This window comes from Candidatus Kapaibacterium sp. (genome assembly GCA_023957315.1).
GTDB lineage: Bacteria > Bacteroidota > Ignavibacteria > Kapaibacteriales > UBA2268 > PGYU01.
The window spans coordinates 1-20,725 of sequence record JAMLHE010000004.1; the positions used below are offsets into that span (position 1 = coordinate 1).

A 20,725-nucleotide genomic window follows, 5' to 3' on the forward strand; every position below is an offset into this window, starting at 1 on the left:
ATCCCCCTCCAGCCCCGCTCTCGTGGCGGGGCTGACCTGGGGGGGGGTATGGGTGAATTTTATTGAACGGGTCCTCTTAATAAATCATTGCAAACTGAGGGAAAATTTACTTTTAAAATTTATAATCTGTGAAACCGAAATCTTTTGTAAAAATACCATAACGTGCCAAATGTCTAAACCAATCAAATATAAAGTATGCATCTTTATCATAAAGGACATAATCAACATTCAAATATTTGCATTTTTGTTCGAATCTCCAAAATGACAATAAATTTGTGACAATGTCTTCGCTATCCGCATTAATCTTAATTATTGCAGCATCGAACATGAATCTGGGCTTTTGAAAACTGATTTTTATATTCAACTTTTCATCTCTCATGATTTTCATGCTCAATGCTGTTTCTGTACCATTATAAATGCAAATCGAATCTTTATCATCATAATATATGTATTTCATACGTGGATGCCCTTCCCATAAATCAATTGTATCAATATCCACAAAACAGTATTCAATGTAATATATTGTATCTAGGTGGTTTATCATATCAGGTAATGAACTGCTAGAACTTACTCTATTTATTAATAAAAGATACGGTTTTTGAAAATTTGAGTCAACTATATTTTTTAAATTCTTGAATTTTTGAGTTTCTCTGATATCCAGCAACTTGCTACTTACGATGACTGGATCTGAAATTAATGTGTCTAATAAGGAAGTAACAGCAAAATATGGATTTTCCAACCAAAAGAGTCCCTTTTGATTTTGTGTAAACAAATTCTGATAGTCAAGTAATACTACACTTACAATTATTAATATCAATTTAATATTATATTTCATTTTATCACCTTTTGTAATTTTTAGTTCTATAATAATGTTCTAAATTATAATCAGGGTGGAATAATTCATTAGTGGAAACTGGGATTATATATTCAATTTCCCGACCATTTGGAGAATAGAAAAAATATGAGCCTTGAATGATTTTCTCAGAGTAATGGTTAATGTTGCTAAAATAGTCTAACAAAACTGAATTCCCGAATTGTAAAGCCTGAAAATCATCTTCCAGAAAGTTATAAGTAACTCCATCTACTGTAAATGAAGAATGAACATTTCCATTTAAATCACCCGTAAGCCATTCAGTGAAATGATAGTATTCATGTGCTAATATATATAAATAACTTTTAGGGTCTGTTGAAAAATCAAAAAATGACTCTGGTAAATAAATATGATATTTATCTTTATCGTTCCTATCTTCCATTGCCCAACCTGAATTCCCACCTATTTTATGGTACACAAGTGTCTTACCCTCTTCTTTTGCTTTTTTATCAAAAGCAGTCATAGTATCGTCTAATAATTTAGATTTCTTTTTCCTTGTTTCCAAAATCTCTTTCTCCTCTTTTGATAGTTCCTTGGCATTCTGTAAATTAGGCTTTTGTCCATTTGATCCCCGTCCATCTTCTCCTGTTCTTCCACCTAATCTAACCATACTACCATCACTCAAAATCCAAGTTTCAATACCCATATAACGTAAATCTGTTGCATAGGCCATCCTTTCCATTTGAGCTCTTGAAGCTATAATGAAATTGTCCATTGCAATTTTTTTCATCATAAGTTCTTCAGTGGATTCATAATAAGTCTCGTATGCAAACCTTAAATCGTCATCTGAGAAACGTTCCATCAACCTATCTTGGTCTTTCTCGTTCTCAGGTATCAGCCCTGACGGGTCTTTCCAAACAAGTGGGGAATTGAAGGAATAATGATAGGTTGTGTGGCGTGGCATTGCCTCGAACAGCGGGTCAACACTCAGAAAACGCCCGAGCTCTGCCGAATACATTCGCATTCCCATTGCAAAGCAACTCGATTCGCCGTCGTATTCTGCGGTCGCAAATCCGTGTTTCGTCGGTTCGTCACCACCGTCCAACTCTCCGAAGGGCTTGTAGTCAAAGCTTTTGATGTCCTTCAAACCGACATCATCCCAAATCACTCTAAGCCCCTCTTGATAATTGGGGAATTGCTTTTGTGCTTTTACCACTCTATGCGAGTTGTTCCACATCGCGATATTATGAATTTAGTTTGAAAACAGAATCCAATTCTTTTTCACAAACATATGAAAAAAAAGTAAAGTAGCAAATTTTGAGATTGTTTTTGTCTTTCTCCCTTTCCTTCGGAGAGGGTCGGGGTGAGGTTTCTTAGTATTCCCACGAATAAATTCATGGGCTATGTTTCTTGCCCGTCCTGTCAGGTGTAACACCTGACGCGACAATCCAAACACTCTACAATTCCCATCTTCGTCCCTAATTTTTTCATTTTTGAAGGGAGAATGATATGAAATTAGGAGCATTTTCGATTAGCCTGAGTGTCAAGGATATTCGGGCATCGCAAGAGTTTTACCATACGTTGGGATTTATTGATTTTGGCGGCGATATTGAGCAAAATTGGCTGATAATGAAGAACGGAAACGCAATGATTGGGCTATTCCAAGGCATGTTCGAGGGTAATATAATCACTTTCAATCCGGGTTGGGACGAGCATGCGAACAATTTGGAAGCTTTCGACGATGTTCGCCTAATTCAAAAGCATCTGAAAAGCCATGGCATCAAACTCGAATCCGAAGCGGACGAAAGCACAACGGGACCTGCAAGTGTAGTATTGCTAGACCCCGACAAAAATGTGCTTTTGCTTGACCAGCACAGATAAAATTAGTATAATAGCGAGCTTACATTTTGCAGGTATTCATGCCCAAGATGGCGTAAAGTCCGCAAAGTTTGAATGTTGCAGTAAGTGCCAATATCACTGCGGCAACCAAGAATATTATGCCTAATGTGCCTGTTACGACGCCCGTAAAATACAAAATTGCTAATAAGATTGCGACCCCGAATCTTATGATTCTGTCTGTATTGCCTACGTTTACTTTCATGAGATACTCCAAATTGTATATTAATTGCAAATATTGCCATTTGTTCATATAGACGTTTTGCCAAACATTATCTTACAAACATATTTTCAAATATTCGTTAATTTTCAATTACACTTGAACTAATGTTCATTCGTTTATTAGTAAGATATATTTGGAGGAAATGAATGGAAAAATTTAGGGAATTGAGTGTAGATCAACTCGTTAAGATAGCAGATGTGCTGAAGACAATCGCACATCCTGTACGGCTCGATATTATCAAATTGCTCGAAAAGCACGACAAACTCTGCGTCAACGACATCGTGGAGCATACTAAAATCGAGCAATCGCTGCTGTCGCACCATCTGACAAAGATGAAGGACCGTGGCATACTCAGTTCCAAACGCGAAGGCAAGCACATTTTCTATTCCATTTCGATGACAAATATACCGAGCATTTTTGATTGTATGGAACGTTGTAAAATTTAATGGTGGACTGATGTCTTATAAGAATTTGAATTTAGAAGAATTTACGAATTTATCCCAATCTTTACCCGATGCGAAAGTCATTGATTGCCGTACTTTTGGCGAGCTGAAATTCAGAAGCCTCAAATACGACATTCACCTCGATGTGTCTAATCCGGGATTTTTGAACCAAGTGAAAGAGCTCGACAAGAGCAAGCCCTATTTTGTGTATTGCGCAAGTGGTGGCAGAAGCTCTATGCTCTGCAGCTACCTTGAGCGTTACGGTTTTGGCAATTTGTATAATCTTTCGACGGGTGTGATGTAGTTACAGAACAGCGTTCTGTCTTAAACATAGCCCACGGTTTTAACCGTGGGAAAATAAAGGAACCTCACACCGACCCCTCCTTGAAAGAAAATAAATCCCCCTCCAGCCCCGCTCTCGTGGCGGGGCTGACCTGGGGGGCGATAGTGGTAGTTTGATGATTTAAGGATTTCATATTTTGAAAATTACTATGATTATTATCTAATCTAACTCACGATCCTCATATTTCATGTACGGGATGCTGTCACCCCAAATTTTTGCACTTTTAAACGAAAGCAAATATAATCCACTTTTAGAGTCAATGATTTTATATAACTGTAAATATTCATGTGATGGATGTTTTAATATCAAAAACCTTGACAAGTCGTCATCATAATGAAATGTTTTATACATGTCATAATATTCCTTATAATCACAGATTAAAAAATCATAATATGTGTCATAACTAAAGCTCGTTATATCATTCTTATTTAAGTATTGAAATAGGAAGACAAATCTCTTCATAGTTTCAATATCAAAATTCATAAAATAAGAATCATTCGTCAATATTTCCAAATCTAATTTTCCAATTCTTCTCTCGTTGATTTGCAAAATACTATCTGCCGTTGAAATGTCAACAAAAGTGTTTTTAAGTCTAGGTAATGTAGAAAACATTTCTTTCATCAATAACTGCATACTTTGCAAAGAATCTCGAACATTTTCAATTGAATCATGGCGAAAAATAATATAGTTCCTCTCAGTTGGATTTTCTTTGTCTTTATGAAAAATAACTACGATAATTGCAAAAATTAGGTAAAATATTATAATTGACGCAAATATTTTGCCAATTAATTTCAAATCTCTTTTATCAAACATATCTATTTCCCCTCTATAAATTTCTTATATGAATGAAAATATCCACGGATGATCATTTTGCTATCTTTCCATTCATCAGTAAATCCAATAATATTCCACCAGTTCTTATGTGAACCTTTCCAAATTCCAAAAGCCCCTCCTCCCATTAGAGCTTCATGCAAATGTACACCACTTGCTTTGGCAGCGACGCCATATGCATAGTTTCCAAAATCGTCACCTTCAAAATATTTTCCTTCATACATTCCTCCACGCTTATATTTTGCAGTTTGCTTTAAATTCAAGAAATCAGAATTGTGCCCCATAAATTGAATTACACCGAATGGTAAAATATTCAGATTAAGCCCAAGTGATCCTGGTAGCAATCGATTATTAAACCTTCTAAAAAATCTGTCAATTTCCGTCAAATGTGTATTAAAGTCCTTTGTCAAATCACGTGGTCTTTCAGCTTCTACAATGACAGTTCCTTCTATGGAATAGCTTTTAATGAAATTTAGATACCAATCAGTAAAATTCTGTAACGAGGCATACGGAATTTTTGAAACTCCTTTTTTATCCTTTGAATCTTTATCACTCTTATTACTTTTCCCACTTCCATTATTTCCACCACCGCTTGCTCCACCACCGCTTGTACCAGCACCACTTCCATTCGTTCCACTTCCATCTCCACCGGTTCTTCCGTCAGATTCTCCTCCGCCGCCAGCACCGCCACCACCACCCCAGCCAGGTGGTCCGTTTGGGTTGTCACCTCGATTCATTTGGTCGTCAATAAATGCGTCATGAGCTGCAATTAGATTACCCCAAGAACAAGATTCAATAATTTCATATTCAAATCTATAAGAATCAATATGATAATTTGATTCGCTTAAATCCGGAAATTGCAATGCCATCAACCTATCCTGGTCTTTCTCATTCTCTGGCATCAGCCCTGATGGGTCTTTCCATACGAGTGGGGAATTGAAGGAATAATGATAGGGGGTGTGTCGTGGCATCGCCTCGAATAGTGGGTCAACACTCAGGAAACGCCCGAGCTCTGCCGAATACATTCGCATTCCCATTGCAAAGCAACTCGATTCGCCGTCGTATTCTGCCGTCGCAAATCCGTGTTTCGTCGGTTCGTCACCACCGTCCAACTCACCGAAGGGCTTGTAGTCAAAGCTTTTGATGTCCTTCAAACCTCCACTATCCCAAATCACGATACTCCGCACCGAGCCGAGATTGTCAGTGATATGTACCTCCTTCGTCGTGCCGTCCGCTTGGAACTGCAATTCACCACCGGCAGCATAATACTTGAATGGTGAAATATATACCCGTCGCCCGACATCAGTCTTGTTTTCATTCGGCTCTGTCGTTGTCGCCGTCTGCAATCCCTTGTAAAGCACGTAAAGTTCGCCTGCAACTCCCGAGAGCGAGTATTCCCACAAGTGAGCGTAATCATCGCCGAGGTCGTCCGTGCCGTCTCCATGAGGAGATATAAGCAATCGCTTTTGTTCACGAGTATCGAAAGCACCCTTGCGATACTGCCAGAGCCACTTTTGTGGGTCGTAGCTTATTGCATCGGGACTTGCGTATTCTCTATGCGAGTTGTTCCACATCGCGATATTATGAATTTAGTTTGAAAACAGAATTCAATTCTTTCACAAACATATGAAAAAATCGAATAGTAGCAAATTTTGAAATTGTTTTTGTCATTCTCCCTCTCCTTCGGAGAGGATCGGGGTGAGGTTCTTTGTTTTCAGATGTGCCACACCTCCGAGGTGTGGCACATCCATGACGTTGACATTCTTCTCCCACGGTTAAAACCGTGGGCTATGTTTTGGACAGAACGCTCTTGCAGTCCAAACGAATAAAATTCCCCTCTTGAGGGGTGTCTGCGAAGCAGACGGGGTGGTTGTTTTATATTCACCCACGGTTGAAACCGTGGGCTATGTTTACATCAATTTTTTAAAACCGTATCTTTGTCAAGGGATTTTAGGATTAATAAAAATACAACACACCCCCTAACCATCTTGATAGAGGGGGAAAGGCTTTTGGGGTTTCTTTGTATTCTTTGCGTGTCTTATTTTGCGTTATTTGCGGTTAATTGTTTTAATCCTGTCCATCACGAAATCTTGATAATCTTGTTCAGGACAAACAATCCTGTCCATCACGAAATCTTGATAATCCTGTTCAAGAATCTTCACCCAAACAACAAAAGGCTAAACGAAATTCAATTGAATTAGTTTAGCCTGTTATTAGGCGTATGCGTAGTAAAAGCACTATGAGGGGGCGCTGTTACTTTACTTTATTTCTTTGTGCAAAGTGTGTTTCTTCATGAATGGATTGTATTTCTTGAGTTCCAATCTTGAAGGTGTGTTTTGCTTATTTTTCGTTGTAGAATAACGTGAAGTCGGCACTCCTGCCGCTTTTGCCTCGGTACATTCGACCGTGATTATTATTCTCTGCTCTTTCTTTGCCATTTCTATACATTCCTGAGTAATTTACTATCAAAGAACTACAAATGTACGCAAGATTTTCCGAATAGCAAAAAAAATATTTAACTCTTTGTTTCGAGATTATAAGAAACATATTAACAGGACTTATGACGCTGGATATTGAAAATCAATTAGAATCTTTTGCACAAAGTTTCATCCCAACGCTCGATTTGGTGCGTTCCAAGTCTGTTTTCGAGGAAGTGAAGCAACTCAAGCTCGGCGATACGGCTCTGGCTACGGCTTTTCTAATCAACGCAGATTTGAGTGACCCGAAGACCAAAAAGCAGGTCGCAGAGACATTCGGTCAAAAAGTTGTTGATAATATCGAACTTTTGGGACGCATTGGCAAGGTGCAATTTATGGAAACTACTAAGAATATTGCGGCTTTGCGGAAGCATTTTATCGAATTGACCGAAGAAGTTGAAATTATTTTCATCAAACTTGCCGAACGTCTTTGCAACCTGAACTTTGCCGATAAAGAGCAGCACGAAGACATTTTGAATTTGTCCGAAGAGGCGCTCTATCTGTATTCTCCGATTGCACAACAACTCGGTATCCGGAAGTTTTACACCGAAATGGAGGATATCGCTTTCCGCAATCTGTATCCGGATGATTTCAAATATTTGGAAAAGATGATTGAAGCCAAACGCAATGTGTTCAACGCTAAATTGAATTCGATGCGGCACGATTTGAACAAAGTTCTGGAAAAATATTCGATTAAGGCGAAATTTCAAGCGCGTGTTAAAAGACCTTACAGTATTTATCGAAAATTGAAAAAGCAAAAAGTTCCGCTCGATAAAATCTATGATTTGCTCGCTCTGCGAGTGATTATTGATTCGGTAGAGCATTGCTATTTGACTCTCGGGGCGGTACATAGCAATTGGATACCGATTGACGGACGTTTCCGAGATTGGATTTCATTTCCCAAAGCAAACGGCTATCGCTCCATTCAGACGACTGTTGTGACTCGGAACGGCGACAAGTTCGAAATTCAAATCCGTACCGAAGATATGCACCAAGAAGCCGAATACGGTTCATCGGCACATTGGGCTTACAAGCAAGGTGCTCAATCAACTACAAATAGTTGGATTGTCAGATTGCGCGAATTTCTCGAAAATGAAGAATATTTCGACAATCCATATGAAGTTTTCGACAAGTTGAAATCGGAAATGAAGCGGGATTACATCAACGTACTCACACCAAAGGGCGAAATATTTTCACTACCCGAAGGCTCGACTCCTTTGGATTACTCATTTTCGGTTCATACGGATTTGGGCTATAGAACTACAGGAGCACGCGTAAACGGGAAATTTGTTAAGCTGAACACGGAACTAAAATCCGGCGACGTAATTGATATAATTAGCTCCAAAACTTCTACTCCGTCTCGTGATTGGCTTAAAATTGTCAAAACGAACCGAGCTCGCTCGAAAATTTTAAGATGGTTCAAGAAAAACGAGCAGGAAGTTTTCATTTTCGAGGGCAAAGTAGCTTGGGAAAAGCTCAAGACCAAAAATGTGAAAAAGCTCAAGGGATTTGACGACGAAAATAAATTCAAAAATGGATTGAACAAACTCGGCTATAAATCGCCCGATGAATTTTATTATGCGATTGCCAATGGCTCTGCGAAGTGCTCATTGTTCACGCTCAAAAGGATTTATCCTGATGCTTTCCGCAAGAAAGAGGATTCAGAGAGAAAATCAAGCAGTTCACACCCCAAAGATGTGATGCCGAAAATCAATGTTGAAGGTATGAGCGGAATTACAACCATTTTGGCTAAATGCTGCAACCCGATTAAAGGCGAGCCGGTCATTGCATACATCACAAAAAGGTCTGAACTAAAGATTCATTCGGCAAATTGCCAATATCTGAAGACTCAGAACCTTGACCAAAGCAATTTCAAAAAAGCCGAATGGACTGATGGCGACTCTTATCAAGTCGTCAAATTGCGGATTTTTGGCGAATCTTACTCCAATTTGCTTTCGATTGTTGTGGACGAAGCCGACCAATGCAAGTTGAGGATTATGGATTCCTCGCGAATTATCAATCGTGCTGCTACTACCGGCTTATTGCTCGAAATTGAGGTGAACGACATCAATCATCTAACGAAATTTACAAATAAATTGAAAAATCATAAGGCAGTCGAAAGCGTCAAGAGCGTCTAATTGTTTCAATTATTCTGTCTCGAATGCTTGTTTGCGTTTTACAATGGCAGCCCTACGTTGCTTCATTTTGACTTTTGCCAAAATCACATTTTCAAAAATATTTCGCACATCGAAAAAACTTTTGAATGGATAATGTGGCACTTTGTTGTTGTTGCAATATCGGGCAAGAAATTTCTTAGCGAAAATTATATCGCTATGCTCGGCGGCACAAAAATCCGAGTAACCATCGCCGATATAAACGATAATCGCATCTTCGGGCGAATTTGTTAGCAATACGTTCCGCTTGCAGGAGGCGCTCAGACAATTGCATGATTCATCTGCACCATAAAATTCGGGTGAAATTTTATTGCCAAAATTCAATTTATTGGCATACAAAGGCAATTTGGAAAGTCCCGCCAATTCAAGAAGTGGCTCGATATATTCGCGGTAGCCATCGCTGACAAGCGTTATTTCAATTCCGCGTCCCTGGCAAAAATGCACAAAATCCACAAAATAGGGGTCAATCTCAAATTCTTTAGCAAATTCGGCAATGATTTCCGGATTTAGCTTGTTGTCCAAAGTTTCGGTGATGCGGTACCAATAGGTTTTGATGTCAATTTCACCACTTTTGAGCTTTTTGCTCAATTCATCAAATTCTCCGAAACGCTTGAAAATTTCATCTCCTAAGTCCTTAGAAGTCACCGTTCCATCAAAATCACAGAAAATTTTTATTTCGAAATTCGAGTTTTTATCTACAGCCATAACATTTAAAAAGATTAAATTCTTATTTTGCAAAATTAATATTGGTAAAATTAAGAAAAAAGGCTGAACAATTGAACGAACTATCCAAACGTAGCTTGGTAGGTGTAATCGGAATTCCGTTAGCACTTATAGTGATTTACTTCGGCTCATGGTATTTCGCCGCTGTTGTGATTTTGCTCTCGGTGTTGGCTCTGTGGGAATATTATGTTTTAGCCGAAAGAAAAAACGCCCGCCCGGCAAAGTATTTCGGGCTTGTAATGAACGTAGCTATGCTGCTCAATTTTTTTCTATTTTTCGACAAGGGATATTTCGCCATAGTGATGTTTGCCCAACTAAGTGTATTATTTGTTGGCTCGATGCTCATTCAACTATATATGCGGAATGAACAAGCAATATTCAATTTAGCGACTACCGTTGCAGGCGTATTGTATATGACCTTCCTTTTGGGTCCCTTGCTTCTTTTGCGAGAATTTGCTTCAGTCATCCAAATGTTCGATAGTTTTGGGATGTCGGGTAATTATCTTAATAAACCAATATTTTTGGAAAACAGCACTTGGGGGATTTTTGTCATAATAATTTTCTTCTCAATTTGGATTTGCGATTCGGCTGCATATTTCATTGGTAAAGCTTACGGCAAAAAAAAGCTGTTCGCGAGAGTCAGCCCGAAAAAAACTTGGGAAGGAGCAATTGCAGGGTTCATATTCGCAGTTTTATCATTTTATGCATTCAGTCTATTCTTTTTGCCGGAACTGCCGGCAATCCATTCAATTGTACTCGGGATTATCGTCGGGACTGCGGGGCAAATTGGCGATCTCGCAGAATCGCAACTTAAGCGTGATGCAGAAGTAAAAGACAGTTCTGATTTATTGCCCGGACATGGTGGTGTGCTTGATAGATTTGACAGCATAATGTTTGTAAGTCCGATAATTTTGATATATTTACTCCTATCGAATATTTAATCAAATACGACTAATTTAGTCCAATTTTAAATATTTTTTTACGTCATTCTATCTAACACTTCAAATATTTTTGTTTATTTGGAATGAATGAGCTAAATTTGAACTTCGTAGAGTTCGTAATTTAAGGAATTTGAATAAATGTTAGTTGATTATTTACCGGTATTCATTATGATAGCCTTGGGTGCCATTGTCGGGGTAGCCTTTTTGTTTGGCTCAGAGTATCTCGGTGCAAGGCGTTCAACAAAAGTGAAGCAATCCACGTACGAATCGGGGATGGTTCCTCGTGGTACAGCAAGAAATCGCTTCACAATTAAGTTTTACATGGTAGCTGTAAGCTTTTTGATATTCGATATCGAAGTAGTGTTCATGTACCCATGGGCAGTGCAATTAAAGGAAATCGGCTTTACGGCTTTTTGGGCAATGTTAGTGTTCATAGTAATTCTCTTCGCAGGGTATTTCTATGAATTGAAAAAAGGAGGATTCGAATGGGATTAGAAAATATATTATCGAAAGATGGATTCCTCACCACATCGGTTGAGGCAATTGGAAAATGGGCACAAAAGAATTCGGCATGGCCCATGCCGCTCGGGATTTCGTGCTGTGGTATCGAGATGATGGCTTTCGCTGCTGCTCGTTTCGACGTGGCGCGATTTGGCTCTGAAGTATTTCGTATGACTCCGAGACAATCGGATATTTTGCTCGTAGCAGGTACCGTTACTTACAAGATGGCTTGGGTGGTTCGTAAAATTTACGACCAAATGCCCGACCCAAAATGGGTAATGTCTATGGGCGTATGTGCCAGCTCAGGCGGTATGTTCAGAAGCTATTCGGTTGTGCAGGGAATTGACCTCTTCTTGCCGGTTGATGTTTACATCTCGGGATGTCCGCCAAGACCGGAAGCCGTTATTCAAGGATTGATGACAATTCAGGAAAAAATCCAAAAGGCGCACCGACCCGATTTGATTAATTTGGGCAAAAATGTATCTATGACTCCTACCGGAGAAAAATTTGATTCTGATTTGGTCTTCGACCCCTTGAAATCGAAAAAATTAGTATTGAAATAAACGACAATAATTTTATATACAGGGCTTGATTATCAAGCCCTTCTTTATTTGTATCTACTGCCGTCATCAAAAGAAAAAGAGCCATGAATGCCGTTTTGCAAACATGGGTGAATTTTATATTGATAAAATAAAACGCGCGTATGAAGGAAAATAATTCTGAGCATTTAAACATATATGAGAAAGCGCCCAAACCGAACGATTCGATTTGGCAACAACTCAAAGACGCTATCAGAGGAACTGAAGCGGATTATACACAAATCACCATCAAGAAAGCTATTTTCTTATTGTCGGTGCCGATGATATTAGAATTGGTGATGGAATCTACTTTTGCCGTTGTTGATATTTTCTTCGTCGGCAAGATTGGTCCTTCGGCTGTAGCAACCGTCGGTTTGACAGAAACCTACTTATTCTTCCTCTATTCAATCGCAATGGGACTTTCGATGGCTGTAACGGCAATCGTTGCTCGGCGAATTGGCGAAAAAAGCAAGGAGGGTGCCAGCAAAGCCGCTGTCCAATCAATCATAGTCGGACTCGTTGCATCATTGCCATTTATGGTAGCGGGGATTTTCTACGCAAAAGAATTACTTGCCCTCATGGGTGCTGATGCCTGGGCTCTGGAACATGGCTATCGCTATACACAATGGATGCTCGGCGGTAATGCAGTGATTATGCTGCTGTTCATAATCAATGCAATATTCAGAGGTGCCGGAGATGCTGCGATTGCTATGCGAGTGCTGTGGATTTCAAACGGTATCAATTTGATTTTAGACCCGATTCTGATTTTCGGATGGGGACCGATCCCGGCTTATGGTATCGAAGGCGCTGCAATTGCCACAAACATAGGTCGCGGAACCGCTGTTTTGGTGCAACTTTTCGTGCTTTTCCGAGGTGGTAAGCATATCAAAGTCTTAGTTTCGCATCTTCGACTTGATGCAAAAGTCATGCTCAACATTCTGAAGACCTCAATCGGCGGTATCGGACAAATGTTAGTCGCAATGTCTGCATGGGTGTTTTTGATGCGTATATTGTCCGACGTTGGGAGCGAAGCCGTCGCCGGTGCAACAATCGCCATTCGCATTATGATGTTCATGATGATGCCTGCATGGGGGCTATCCAATGCCGCAGCAACATTAGTCGGACAAAACTTGGGCGCCGGAAGCCCCGAAAGAGCTGAACAAGCCGTCTGGAGAGCAGGATTCTACAATATGGCTTATTTGGTGTTGGTATCGGTGATATTTTTTGCTTTCAACGAAGAGCTGATGAATATTTTTACAGACGACGCCAAAGTCATTGCCATTGGTTCGGAATGGTTGCGAATCCTCTCGTTCTCATTTTTTGTTTACGGATGGTGGATGGTGACCGTTCAAGCATTCAACGGTGCCGGAGACACGCGTACACCAACTTTGATTAACATCGTATTTTTCTGGCTGATTCAAATTCCGCTTGCATATTATTTGGCGATACATTTGGATTACCAGCATACAGGCGTATTTTGGGCTGTTTTCGTTTCAGAAACCTCAGTAGGATTGTTCACACTTTGGATATTCACCAAAGGGCGATGGAAAACGATGCAAGTTTGATAATTCTTTGCCGAATCCGTATATTTGAATTTTGAATATACGGATTTAGCTTATAATGAAAACAATCACAATCGCGAACGCATTGCCGCCGGCAGGACATTACAGCCCCGCATTAGTCTCGGGTGGCTTAGTCTTTGTTTCGGGCATCTTACCAATTGACCCCTATGCCGGCACAAAATTGAACGATAAAGATTTTGCAACCCAAACCGAACAAGTTCTCGCAAATTTGGAATTAATACTGAATGAAGCGGGAAGCAGCTTATCGAAACTACTCAAAGTAACAGTCTATGTCACCAATATCAGCGATTGGGACGAATTCAACCGCCTTTATGCCGCCAAATTGGGCGACCACAAACCCGCCCGCACCGTCGTCCCCGTTCCAGAGCTGCACTTCGGACTCAAATTAGAGCTCGATGCAATAGCGCAGGTATGAGGGAGGGAAATTACATAGCCCATGAATTCATTCGTGGGTGGTGAATATGTAGGGACAGAACAGCGTTCTGTCCAAAACATAGCCCACGGTTTTAACCGTGGGATGGGGAAATTGTTAATTCATCCAATGACTTGAAGTATTAAGATTAATTTAATTGATTAAAGCTGTGACACAACTAAGTGGGAGTCATAGGATGAATTATAATGTCCCGTCAGGTGTTACACCTGACGGAAAAATGTAATCATTTAAATCAAACAAATCATAGTTCAGACAGACTACCACTTTACAAACTTCTCCACTTTATTGCCTATCCTAACGAAATACAAGCCAGTTTGCAGATGTTCTATATTCATCCGATGACTTGGAGTCATCGGATGAATTTGTTCATTTATCACACATTCACCCAGAGTGTTGAAGATTTTGATTCCTGATGCTTCATCAACCCCACGGTTAACCGTAGGGTTGATAATAATTTCGATATATTCGCTTGCCGGATTGGGATAGATAAATAAGCCATTTCCTCGGGACAGTATCGGTTCGTCTGTGTTTTCAACTGAACTTACAACTTTATCTTTTGTTCGCCATAAGCCCATATAGTTCATTGCGTATAGTTTGCCGTCATTACCGAGTTGCAACTCAGTGATTACGGATGGTTCAAGCAAACCCTTACTCATATTGTGAAAAGACCTCAAAGAATCTGTAGAGCGGTATATGCCACCCCAAGTTGGGGCATAGAAGTATCCGGTTGATAAATCTGTTATAATTTCTCTATAACGAGTTGATGTACTGTATCTAAAGGCTGAATAAATAAATTCATAAATCGGTTCAAGCGGAGCTTGATTTGTATATGTTGTCCATGTTCGTCCATGGTCTCTAGTTAATAGCATTAATCCATAACCTTGATATAATGCAAACCCTACACCCGTTGTTGAGTTGTATGTTGTATTAATATATGAGCTATTTTCTCTATTACTAAAGTAAGGGTTCAATGATTCATCGTGAACTAATTTCCAACTTTTTCCTTTATCGGTTGATAAGTGAACTTTGGCTGAATCTCCGATATATAGAAATTCATCATATTTGTTAAATCTAAAACAACCATCTGAATAACTGCCGTTATGAGGTAAATAAGCATTCTCTAATATTTCCCATGTTTCGCAATTATCTTTTGATTCCAAAATATAAAAATTTCGTTGATTATTATCTAACTCAACTAATCCACTTGCTAAGTATCTATGCTGATTTTTCTCAATCCAATTATAGATTGTAAATATTAAAATTGAATCATGAGCTATGAACTCTTCGTATTTATCAAAAGGAAATTGAGTGTGAACTAATCCACAACTTGAAAATCGAAGTGCTATTCTATCGTTTGGCAGAATTCTCATTTGACTTTGCGGAAGTTGTACTCTACACTCTGTCCAAATATTTTCAAGATTTATCCATTCGCCATCTTTATAATATAAATTCCCTCTCAAAATCTCTGATTTGGAATTAACCTGAAAATATCCACCCGATGCATTCAGAAGACCTGACCATGACGCTGTCCAATTCGTTTCTCCATCTTTCAGTCTGAACACTAAATTATCAAGACGATAAACATTGTTTGTACTGTCTATTGCTAAGTCATTACATCGGGTATATTGCAAATTATAGTCAATGTCCTCCCATGTTTTCATTGTATCTCGGGAGCGACGTAGATTAGGTCTATTATTCTCATTGAAACTTGTAAATGCGTAAAATTCTGATTCATCTCGTTTGAATAAACGATATGGTTGCAACATATTATTTACCATCTCTGTTAGTTCATATGACTTATTATCAATATCTATGACCATATTGCCTCGGTCAAGAGTTATATATAACTTTTTTTGTGAATAAATATAGGAAGTCGCATAAGGTTGAAGGCTGTTTTTCCCTATTTCAAAGAAAATACTACCTTCTGAATTTGAATAAAGTGTGTCCCATGATTGCCCGAGATTAGTAGAACGAAAGATGCATAAAAAAGGGTCATCAAAACCCTCCTTTTTTTGGAAAAAAGCAAATATCGTAGAATCCTCAATAATATAATTCACTAAAGAAAAATTATCCAATAGCTCTAATTTAGCATGAAATGTATCATTTATATAGTCATATCTAAAGATTGAATATTTATATTGATATTTTTGATTTATCTTGCTATATTCTTGTGAACTGCCCCAAATGTTACCGAATTTATCGATACAATTGATGTTTTGAAAATAGTATGGATCGCTAATACCTATAATAAAGGGGTAGGTTTCCCAATGTTTACCGTAATCTTTTGATATAACTATGTATTGAGCAACACCAGCGTCACCATACCATTGATTATACTCATAGCTCCGTCCTAAAATTGCAATTGTGTTATTCATAAGTAACATACTTCTTTCAACGTATATTAGCGAATCAGGCATATTAAGTCTCGCCCAGTTATCACCTTGGTTAGTTGATTTGAATACACCTGTGGGTAGAGATACAAAAAGTTCATTCCTATCATTTACTGCGATTTTGGACTGATAAGGTCCATAATATCCCGAATAATCCAACTTTTCCCATTCGGGAAAATCCTCCTGGGCGGAAAGCCGTAATTGTACAAATATAAGTATAAAAAATAATATAAATATCCTCATTTTCATTCACCAAAATTTCAACAAAACACGCCCTATATATCCTATGACACATGAAATCAAAATTTATCTCAGTATATTTTCAAAATTGTATAAAAAATAGAGTTCGTCATTTTGAGCGAAGAAGAATCCCACGAATAAATTCATGGGCTATGTTTGCGTTCTTCTTTATCTATGGGGAACTTTCTTTCATATTGATATTTTTTCTTATTTTTAAGTTTGTAAAAAAACTGTTTTGTAAATAAATTTTAAAATGAGATAAGCAATGAACACAGTCTTTTCTCCCACAAATCTCTACCGACTACCTTGGAACTTTGCCGACAATTCAATTTCGTGGCTCGAACCCACCAGCAAATGCAACTTATATTGCGACGGATGTTACCGCGAAAACCGCAACAACTCCCACAAAACTCTCGAACTGATTGACCACGAGCTCGATGTGCTCGAACGTTACCGCAAAACTGATGGCGTTTCAATCGCAGGTGGCGAGCCGCTTACTCACCCCGACATTGTCGAAATCGTCCGAATGGTGCGTAAACGCGGCTGGAAACCGATTATCAATTCAAACGGCGCCCTGCTGACAATTGAAATGCTGAAAGAGTTGAAAAAAGCCGGCTGCGAAGGTTTTACTTTCCACGTTGATAGTGGGCAAAAACGCCAAGGATGGACGGGCAAAAACGAGATTGAGCTGAACGAACTGCGACTTACTTATGCCAATATGATAGCCGAAGTTGGTGGACTATCGTGCTCTTTCAATGCAACCATATATCCGGACAACATCCAATACGTGCCGGATTTGATGGAATTTGCCCAGCAACACATTGATAAAATTCACGTGATGGTGTTTATACTTTATAGAATGGCAATTTTGGGCAAAGATTTCGATTTCTATGTAGGTTCAGAAAAAGTAGAATTCGACGAAATGATGTACTCGAAAAATGACGATAATCGCCGTACCGACATTACCTCGCCCGAGCTTGTGGAAATCATCCGACAATATGACCCGAATTTTACTCCATCGGCTTTTTTGAACGGTACAGAAAAAGTGGACAGCTACAAATGGCTCTTCACCGGAAGAATGGGCAATAAGCACCAAGTTTTCGGGCATATCGGACCGAAATTTATGGAAATCGTCCAAACCTTCAAGCACCTATTCACAGGCAGCTATTTGGCATATTCGAACCCATCGCTATTGAAAATGGGACGACTCTATTTCCTACTATTGCCCTTTGACAAAGGCATTCGCGAAGTGGCAAAAAAATATTTCCGCTCTATCTTCGCTAATCCGCGTGCATTCTTCTCGCGCATACATTTTCAATCAGTGATGATAATCCAACCCGCCGACATTCACAAGGACGGACGAATAAATATGTGCGACGGATGCCCCGACATTACAGTTTGGAACGACGAACTCGTATGGTCCTGCCGAATGGAAGAGCAAAATCGTTGGGGGCAAAACATTCGCATGGTGCCGAAGGAGTAAGATTTGCAACATAGCCCATGAATTTATTCGTGGTGTGAAGAATTTTAAGAAAAGACAACCACCCCGTCTGCTGGCGCAGACACCCCTCAAGAGGGGAATTTAAGTCGTAGGGACAGAACAGCGTTCTGTCCTTTTCATTTTGAACAAGATTATCAAGATTTCAGGATGGACAGGATTTTATTATCGAAAACCACGAAGTGGTAAAATATGAATAGCCCCGTATGAAATGCGGGGAACGATTTATGAGCGAATCAATCTGCTCCCTGAGCTTGTCGAAGGGAGAACGCTTCAATAAGACAAAACATAGTTTGAAAATTTGATACTATTCTTTTTTTTCATATGTTTGTGATGGGAATTGTTGGAAACAGAAATGAAAATTTTGTTAAAAGGGAAAAAATGAAAGCGTTCATTATATTATTCATATTTCATTGGGCATACTTTGTGTTCTGCGAGCAAAATAATCCTTTCTTTTTGCAGCTGACTGAAAAGTGGAAAACATCACATTTAGAATATACAAATAATTATTCCAAATATATTAACACACCTTTAAGCGAACAGGCTTTTGCTTGGAGTTGGGGTAATTTCTACAAATTTTATTATAATGATACCAATGTTTACACAAAATACCAAAAACGAAACAATTTGTTAAATGAATATTTAAACGGTATTATAACATCTGAGCATACTGTATTTCGTATAATCAATAAACAGAACTATCAAGGTTTAAATTTTAATGATCATGAAGAACACATAAGACAAACACCAGATATTGTATTTATTTATGGAATCGACGCTATTTATAGATTGGTATACTGCACTGAAGATTTGAAAATCATTGACACATTGATAAATTTGAAAAGGATTGATTTTGATTATTTATTATATGAAAATAATTATGAAGGATTTGAAAGTGAACTTGAATGGAATACATTTTTAAAGATTTATTCCGGTGTTGGGGTATCAATAAGTGTTTATACACCTGAAAGCAATTTTATTGCAGGCGCTTATAGATTTTGGAATTATAAAGACGATAAAATAGTCGGATTCAACAATACATATGGAGACCCAAAGACTGCTCAAGAATTAAGAAAATTGATGAGCTATTTGCTTGAATTTGGTATTTTTAAGGATGGGCGTAAAGCTCACTATTATATTGATGATTGGTTGAAGAAAGTACAAATTCAAGAATAAAAGAGAATCACAATGGTTGTGAGTTCAACATCAACAGTTTCCCCACTTCCACCACCCACGAATAAATTCATGGGCTATGTTTTTTTTTTCGATTTGCCTAAACAAAAAAAAGATGGCGTAATGCCCTCCTTTTGTGTGAAGAGTGGTCAGAGAGAGAGTTGCCAAGTTAATTTTCAATAACAATGCATAAAATGAACTTAATACCGTTTGAAGCTAAGTTTTGAGAAAAGCTTTTTCCAATTGAGGTACAATTGCATTAATATCGGTAATGTAGTTTACTCCAAGCAAATTCAATTTCTCTCCAAAGGAATCATTTAGATTTCCACCTACAAGTATAGGTGCTTTATTAATATATTCTCTGAGTCTTTGAAACTCTGTGAGAAGAAAACTATCAATTTCAGGAATAATAATAGAAATTACAATAGCATCTGCCCCCGATTTCAAAAATGATGCAGCAATTTCCTCTGTTGGTGAATTGGCACCTAAATATATTACTTTATAACCTCCTTCGCTTATTAAAACAGATGCAGCAAGAGCACCTATCTCATGGTATTGCCCTGATAGGGTGCAAACAACAACTTTACGGCTTAACTGATATTTTTTGTTGTTTTCCCGCATGTTTGTCAGATAATTTGATATTATTGCTGAAATAAAATGCTCATGAGAAATCCTCATTTCTCCACTTTTCCATTTTGCTCCAACTTCTCTCATTAATGGCAAAATTATATTATTGATAATCATAGGCTTTGAATAATTAATTCTCAATTCACTAATTAATGTCTTTATACTTTGCTCATCATATTTCTCGACTAAATTTAACAAATCCACAACCAAAGTATTATGCGAAGAATTACTGATATGCTCTTGAGAGTGCTCTTCATCAAAATCAGTTTTTTTTACAATTAGCGTCCTCAGTTCTGAATCAGTTAAGTTGACTATGTCAGAAATCCTAAACCCAAAATTTCTAACCTCTGATAAAAGGCAAAGCCTTGTGATATCTTCTTCGGAATATAATCTATGGTTTCCCTCTGTTCTTTCAGGTTTAAGAATATTATAGCGATTCTCCCAAGCTCTGATTAGAATCGGTGTTAGTCCTGAAAGTTTTGATGCCATTTCAATCGAATATTTCATGTCATGTTTCATATTTATCAATAAATATCTATACATAAAGTCGAAAAATCTATACGTAAATTGCACAGTATATGAATATCATATAAAAATTTTAGTATATTTATACAAAACTTAAAATATAATTATACATATATCGTTTTGTACTTTGTAATGGATAAAATATTGATGATTAACCTATACAAATATTATACATAACTTATTTTGGAGATCTTATGAATTTATTAAAAGCAATGATGGTATCACTAGCTATAGTGATTTTAACAAGTTTAAGCTTAACAGCTCAAACCGCCAGAGTACAGGTAATACACAACTCTGCAGATAAGGCTGCTGCAG

Annotated in this window: 20 protein-coding genes; 11 read left to right on the top strand and 9 right to left on the bottom strand. The window is 38.3% G+C overall.

From position 1 onward, the window contains the following. Positions 1–112: 112 nt before the first annotated feature. Both M9949_05095 and M9949_05100 read right to left on the bottom strand, forming a co-directional pair. Entirely contained in the window at positions 113–544 is a 432-nt protein-coding gene (locus M9949_05095; GenBank protein MCO5250783.1) for a hypothetical protein, read from the bottom strand. Positions 545–839: 295 nt separating this feature from the next. After that, entirely contained in the window at positions 840–2,027 is a 1,188-nt protein-coding gene (locus M9949_05100) for an RHS repeat-associated core domain-containing protein (GenBank protein ID MCO5250784.1), read from the bottom strand. Between the two features lie 293 nt (positions 2,028–2,320). On the opposite strand from M9949_05100, the gene M9949_05105 reads away from it, so the two are divergent. Then, a complete protein-coding gene (locus M9949_05105) occupies positions 2,321–2,692 on the top strand; it encodes a VOC family protein (protein ID MCO5250785.1) in 372 nt (123 codons plus the stop codon). Between the two features lie 19 nt (positions 2,693–2,711). Here the strand turns inward: M9949_05105 and M9949_05110 are convergent, their stop codons facing one another. Continuing rightward, on the bottom strand, positions 2,712–2,912 hold the full coding sequence (locus M9949_05110) for a DUF2892 domain-containing protein (protein MCO5250786.1): 201 nt from the start codon (positions 2,910–2,912) through the stop codon (positions 2,712–2,714). 164 nt (positions 2,913–3,076) lie between these two features. Here M9949_05110 and M9949_05115 point away from each other — a divergent pair, with 164 nt between their 5' ends. Continuing rightward, positions 3,077–3,376 carry a metalloregulator ArsR/SmtB family transcription factor gene (locus tag M9949_05115; GenBank protein ID MCO5250787.1) on the top strand — a complete coding sequence of 100 codons (300 nt, stop codon included), beginning with the start codon at positions 3,077–3,079 and terminating at the stop codon, positions 3,374–3,376. 10 nt (positions 3,377–3,386) lie between these two features. Next, a complete protein-coding gene (locus tag M9949_05120; protein ID MCO5250788.1) occupies positions 3,387–3,677 on the top strand; it encodes a rhodanese-like domain-containing protein in 291 nt (96 codons plus the stop codon). A gap of 198 nt (positions 3,678–3,875) precedes the next feature. Here M9949_05120 and M9949_05125 read toward each other — a convergent pair whose 3' ends face one another. From M9949_05125 to rpmG, 3 genes are all read right to left on the bottom strand, one after another. Beyond that, positions 3,876–4,529 carry a hypothetical protein gene (locus M9949_05125; GenBank protein MCO5250789.1) on the bottom strand — a complete coding sequence of 218 codons (654 nt, stop codon included), beginning with the start codon at positions 4,527–4,529 and terminating at the stop codon, positions 3,876–3,878. A 2-nt stretch (positions 4,530–4,531) separates the two neighbouring features. Continuing rightward, positions 4,532–6,121 (bottom strand): RHS repeat-associated core domain-containing protein, encoded by a 1,590-nt coding sequence (locus tag M9949_05130; protein MCO5250790.1) that lies wholly within the window; start codon positions 6,119–6,121, stop codon positions 4,532–4,534. Positions 6,122–6,805: 684 nt separating this feature from the next. Continuing rightward, positions 6,806–6,985: a 50S ribosomal protein L33 gene (gene rpmG / locus M9949_05135; protein MCO5250791.1), complete on the bottom strand. Its 180-nt coding sequence runs from the start codon at positions 6,983–6,985 to the stop codon at positions 6,806–6,808. 122 nt (positions 6,986–7,107) lie between these two features. Between rpmG and M9949_05140 the strand changes: the two genes are divergently transcribed. Continuing rightward, on the top strand, positions 7,108–9,162 hold the full coding sequence (locus M9949_05140) for a TGS domain-containing protein (GenBank protein ID MCO5250792.1): 2,055 nt from the start codon (positions 7,108–7,110) through the stop codon (positions 9,160–9,162). A 9-nt stretch (positions 9,163–9,171) separates the two neighbouring features. Here the strand turns inward: M9949_05140 and M9949_05145 are convergent, their stop codons facing one another. Beyond that, on the bottom strand, positions 9,172–9,903 hold the full coding sequence (locus tag M9949_05145; GenBank protein ID MCO5250793.1) for an MtnX-like HAD-IB family phosphatase: 732 nt from the start codon (positions 9,901–9,903) through the stop codon (positions 9,172–9,174). A 41-nt stretch (positions 9,904–9,944) separates the two neighbouring features. On the opposite strand from M9949_05145, the gene M9949_05150 reads away from it, so the two are divergent. The 5 genes from M9949_05150 (at position 9,945) to M9949_05170 (ending at position 13,939) form a co-directional block, all read left to right on the top strand. Next, positions 9,945–10,862 (top strand): phosphatidate cytidylyltransferase, encoded by a 918-nt coding sequence (locus M9949_05150; GenBank protein MCO5250794.1) that lies wholly within the window; start codon positions 9,945–9,947, stop codon positions 10,860–10,862. A gap of 138 nt (positions 10,863–11,000) precedes the next feature. Further along, entirely contained in the window at positions 11,001–11,357 is a 357-nt protein-coding gene (gene ndhC / locus M9949_05155; GenBank protein ID MCO5250795.1) for an NADH-quinone oxidoreductase subunit A, read from the top strand. Next, a complete protein-coding gene (locus tag M9949_05160; GenBank protein ID MCO5250796.1) occupies positions 11,348–11,926 on the top strand; it encodes an NADH-quinone oxidoreductase subunit B in 579 nt (192 codons plus the stop codon). Before ndhC ends, M9949_05160 begins: the two co-directional genes overlap by 10 nt. A 140-nt stretch (positions 11,927–12,066) precedes the next feature. Then, positions 12,067–13,506, top strand: a complete 1,440-nt coding sequence (locus M9949_05165) for an MATE family efflux transporter (protein ID MCO5250797.1) — start codon at positions 12,067–12,069, stop codon at positions 13,504–13,506. Between the two features lie 55 nt (positions 13,507–13,561). Next, complete coding sequence (locus M9949_05170; protein MCO5250798.1) at positions 13,562–13,939, top strand: RidA family protein; 378 nt, start codon at positions 13,562–13,564, stop codon at positions 13,937–13,939. A gap of 275 nt (positions 13,940–14,214) precedes the next feature. On the opposite strand, the gene M9949_05175 is transcribed toward M9949_05170, so the two are convergent. Next, a complete protein-coding gene (locus M9949_05175) occupies positions 14,215–16,590 on the bottom strand; it encodes a T9SS type A sorting domain-containing protein (GenBank protein MCO5250799.1) in 2,376 nt (791 codons plus the stop codon). 262 nt (positions 16,591–16,852) lie between these two features. On the opposite strand from M9949_05175, the gene M9949_05180 reads away from it, so the two are divergent. After that, positions 16,853–18,070 (top strand): radical SAM protein, encoded by a 1,218-nt coding sequence (locus M9949_05180; GenBank protein ID MCO5250800.1) that lies wholly within the window; start codon positions 16,853–16,855, stop codon positions 18,068–18,070. A gap of 348 nt (positions 18,071–18,418) precedes the next feature. Further along, a complete protein-coding gene (locus M9949_05185) occupies positions 18,419–19,261 on the top strand; it encodes a hypothetical protein (protein MCO5250801.1) in 843 nt (280 codons plus the stop codon). Between the two features lie 213 nt (positions 19,262–19,474). Here M9949_05185 and M9949_05190 read toward each other — a convergent pair whose 3' ends face one another. After that, positions 19,475–20,392: a MerR family transcriptional regulator gene (locus M9949_05190; protein MCO5250802.1), complete on the bottom strand. Its 918-nt coding sequence runs from the start codon at positions 20,390–20,392 to the stop codon at positions 19,475–19,477. Positions 20,393–20,725 lie beyond the last annotated feature (333 nt).

Bases quoted from the DNA above. Each gene is read 5' to 3' on its own strand.
- M9949_05095 (MCO5250783.1), bottom strand. From the start codon at position 544: ATGATAAACCACCTAGATACAATATATTACATTGAATACTGTTTTGTG.
- M9949_05105 (MCO5250785.1), top strand. From the start codon at position 2,321: ATGAAATTAGGAGCATTTTCGATTAGCCTGAGTGTCAAGGATATTCGG.
- M9949_05110 (MCO5250786.1), bottom strand. From the start codon at position 2,912: ATGAAAGTAAACGTAGGCAATACAGACAGAATCATAAGATTCGGGGTC.
- M9949_05115 (MCO5250787.1), top strand. From the start codon at position 3,077: ATGGAAAAATTTAGGGAATTGAGTGTAGATCAACTCGTTAAGATAGCA.
- M9949_05120 (MCO5250788.1), top strand. From the start codon at position 3,387: ATGTCTTATAAGAATTTGAATTTAGAAGAATTTACGAATTTATCCCAA.
- M9949_05125 (MCO5250789.1), bottom strand. From the start codon at position 4,529: ATGTTTGATAAAAGAGATTTGAAATTAATTGGCAAAATATTTGCGTCA.
- M9949_05130 (MCO5250790.1), bottom strand. From the start codon at position 6,121: ATGTGGAACAACTCGCATAGAGAATACGCAAGTCCCGATGCAATAAGC.
- rpmG (MCO5250791.1), bottom strand. From the start codon at position 6,985: ATGGCAAAGAAAGAGCAGAGAATAATAATCACGGTCGAATGTACCGAG.
- M9949_05140 (MCO5250792.1), top strand. From the start codon at position 7,108: ATGACGCTGGATATTGAAAATCAATTAGAATCTTTTGCACAAAGTTTC.
- M9949_05145 (MCO5250793.1), bottom strand. From the start codon at position 9,903: ATGGCTGTAGATAAAAACTCGAATTTCGAAATAAAAATTTTCTGTGAT.
- ndhC (MCO5250795.1), top strand. From the start codon at position 11,001: ATGTTAGTTGATTATTTACCGGTATTCATTATGATAGCCTTGGGTGCC.
- M9949_05160 (MCO5250796.1), top strand. From the start codon at position 11,348: ATGGGATTAGAAAATATATTATCGAAAGATGGATTCCTCACCACATCG.
- M9949_05165 (MCO5250797.1), top strand. From the start codon at position 12,067: ATGAAGGAAAATAATTCTGAGCATTTAAACATATATGAGAAAGCGCCC.
- M9949_05170 (MCO5250798.1), top strand. From the start codon at position 13,562: ATGAAAACAATCACAATCGCGAACGCATTGCCGCCGGCAGGACATTAC.
- M9949_05175 (MCO5250799.1), bottom strand. From the start codon at position 16,590: ATGAGGATATTTATATTATTTTTTATACTTATATTTGTACAATTACGG.
- M9949_05180 (MCO5250800.1), top strand. From the start codon at position 16,853: ATGAACACAGTCTTTTCTCCCACAAATCTCTACCGACTACCTTGGAAC.
- M9949_05185 (MCO5250801.1), top strand. From the start codon at position 18,419: ATGGGAATTGTTGGAAACAGAAATGAAAATTTTGTTAAAAGGGAAAAA.
- M9949_05190 (MCO5250802.1), bottom strand. From the start codon at position 20,392: ATGAAATATTCGATTGAAATGGCATCAAAACTTTCAGGACTAACACCG.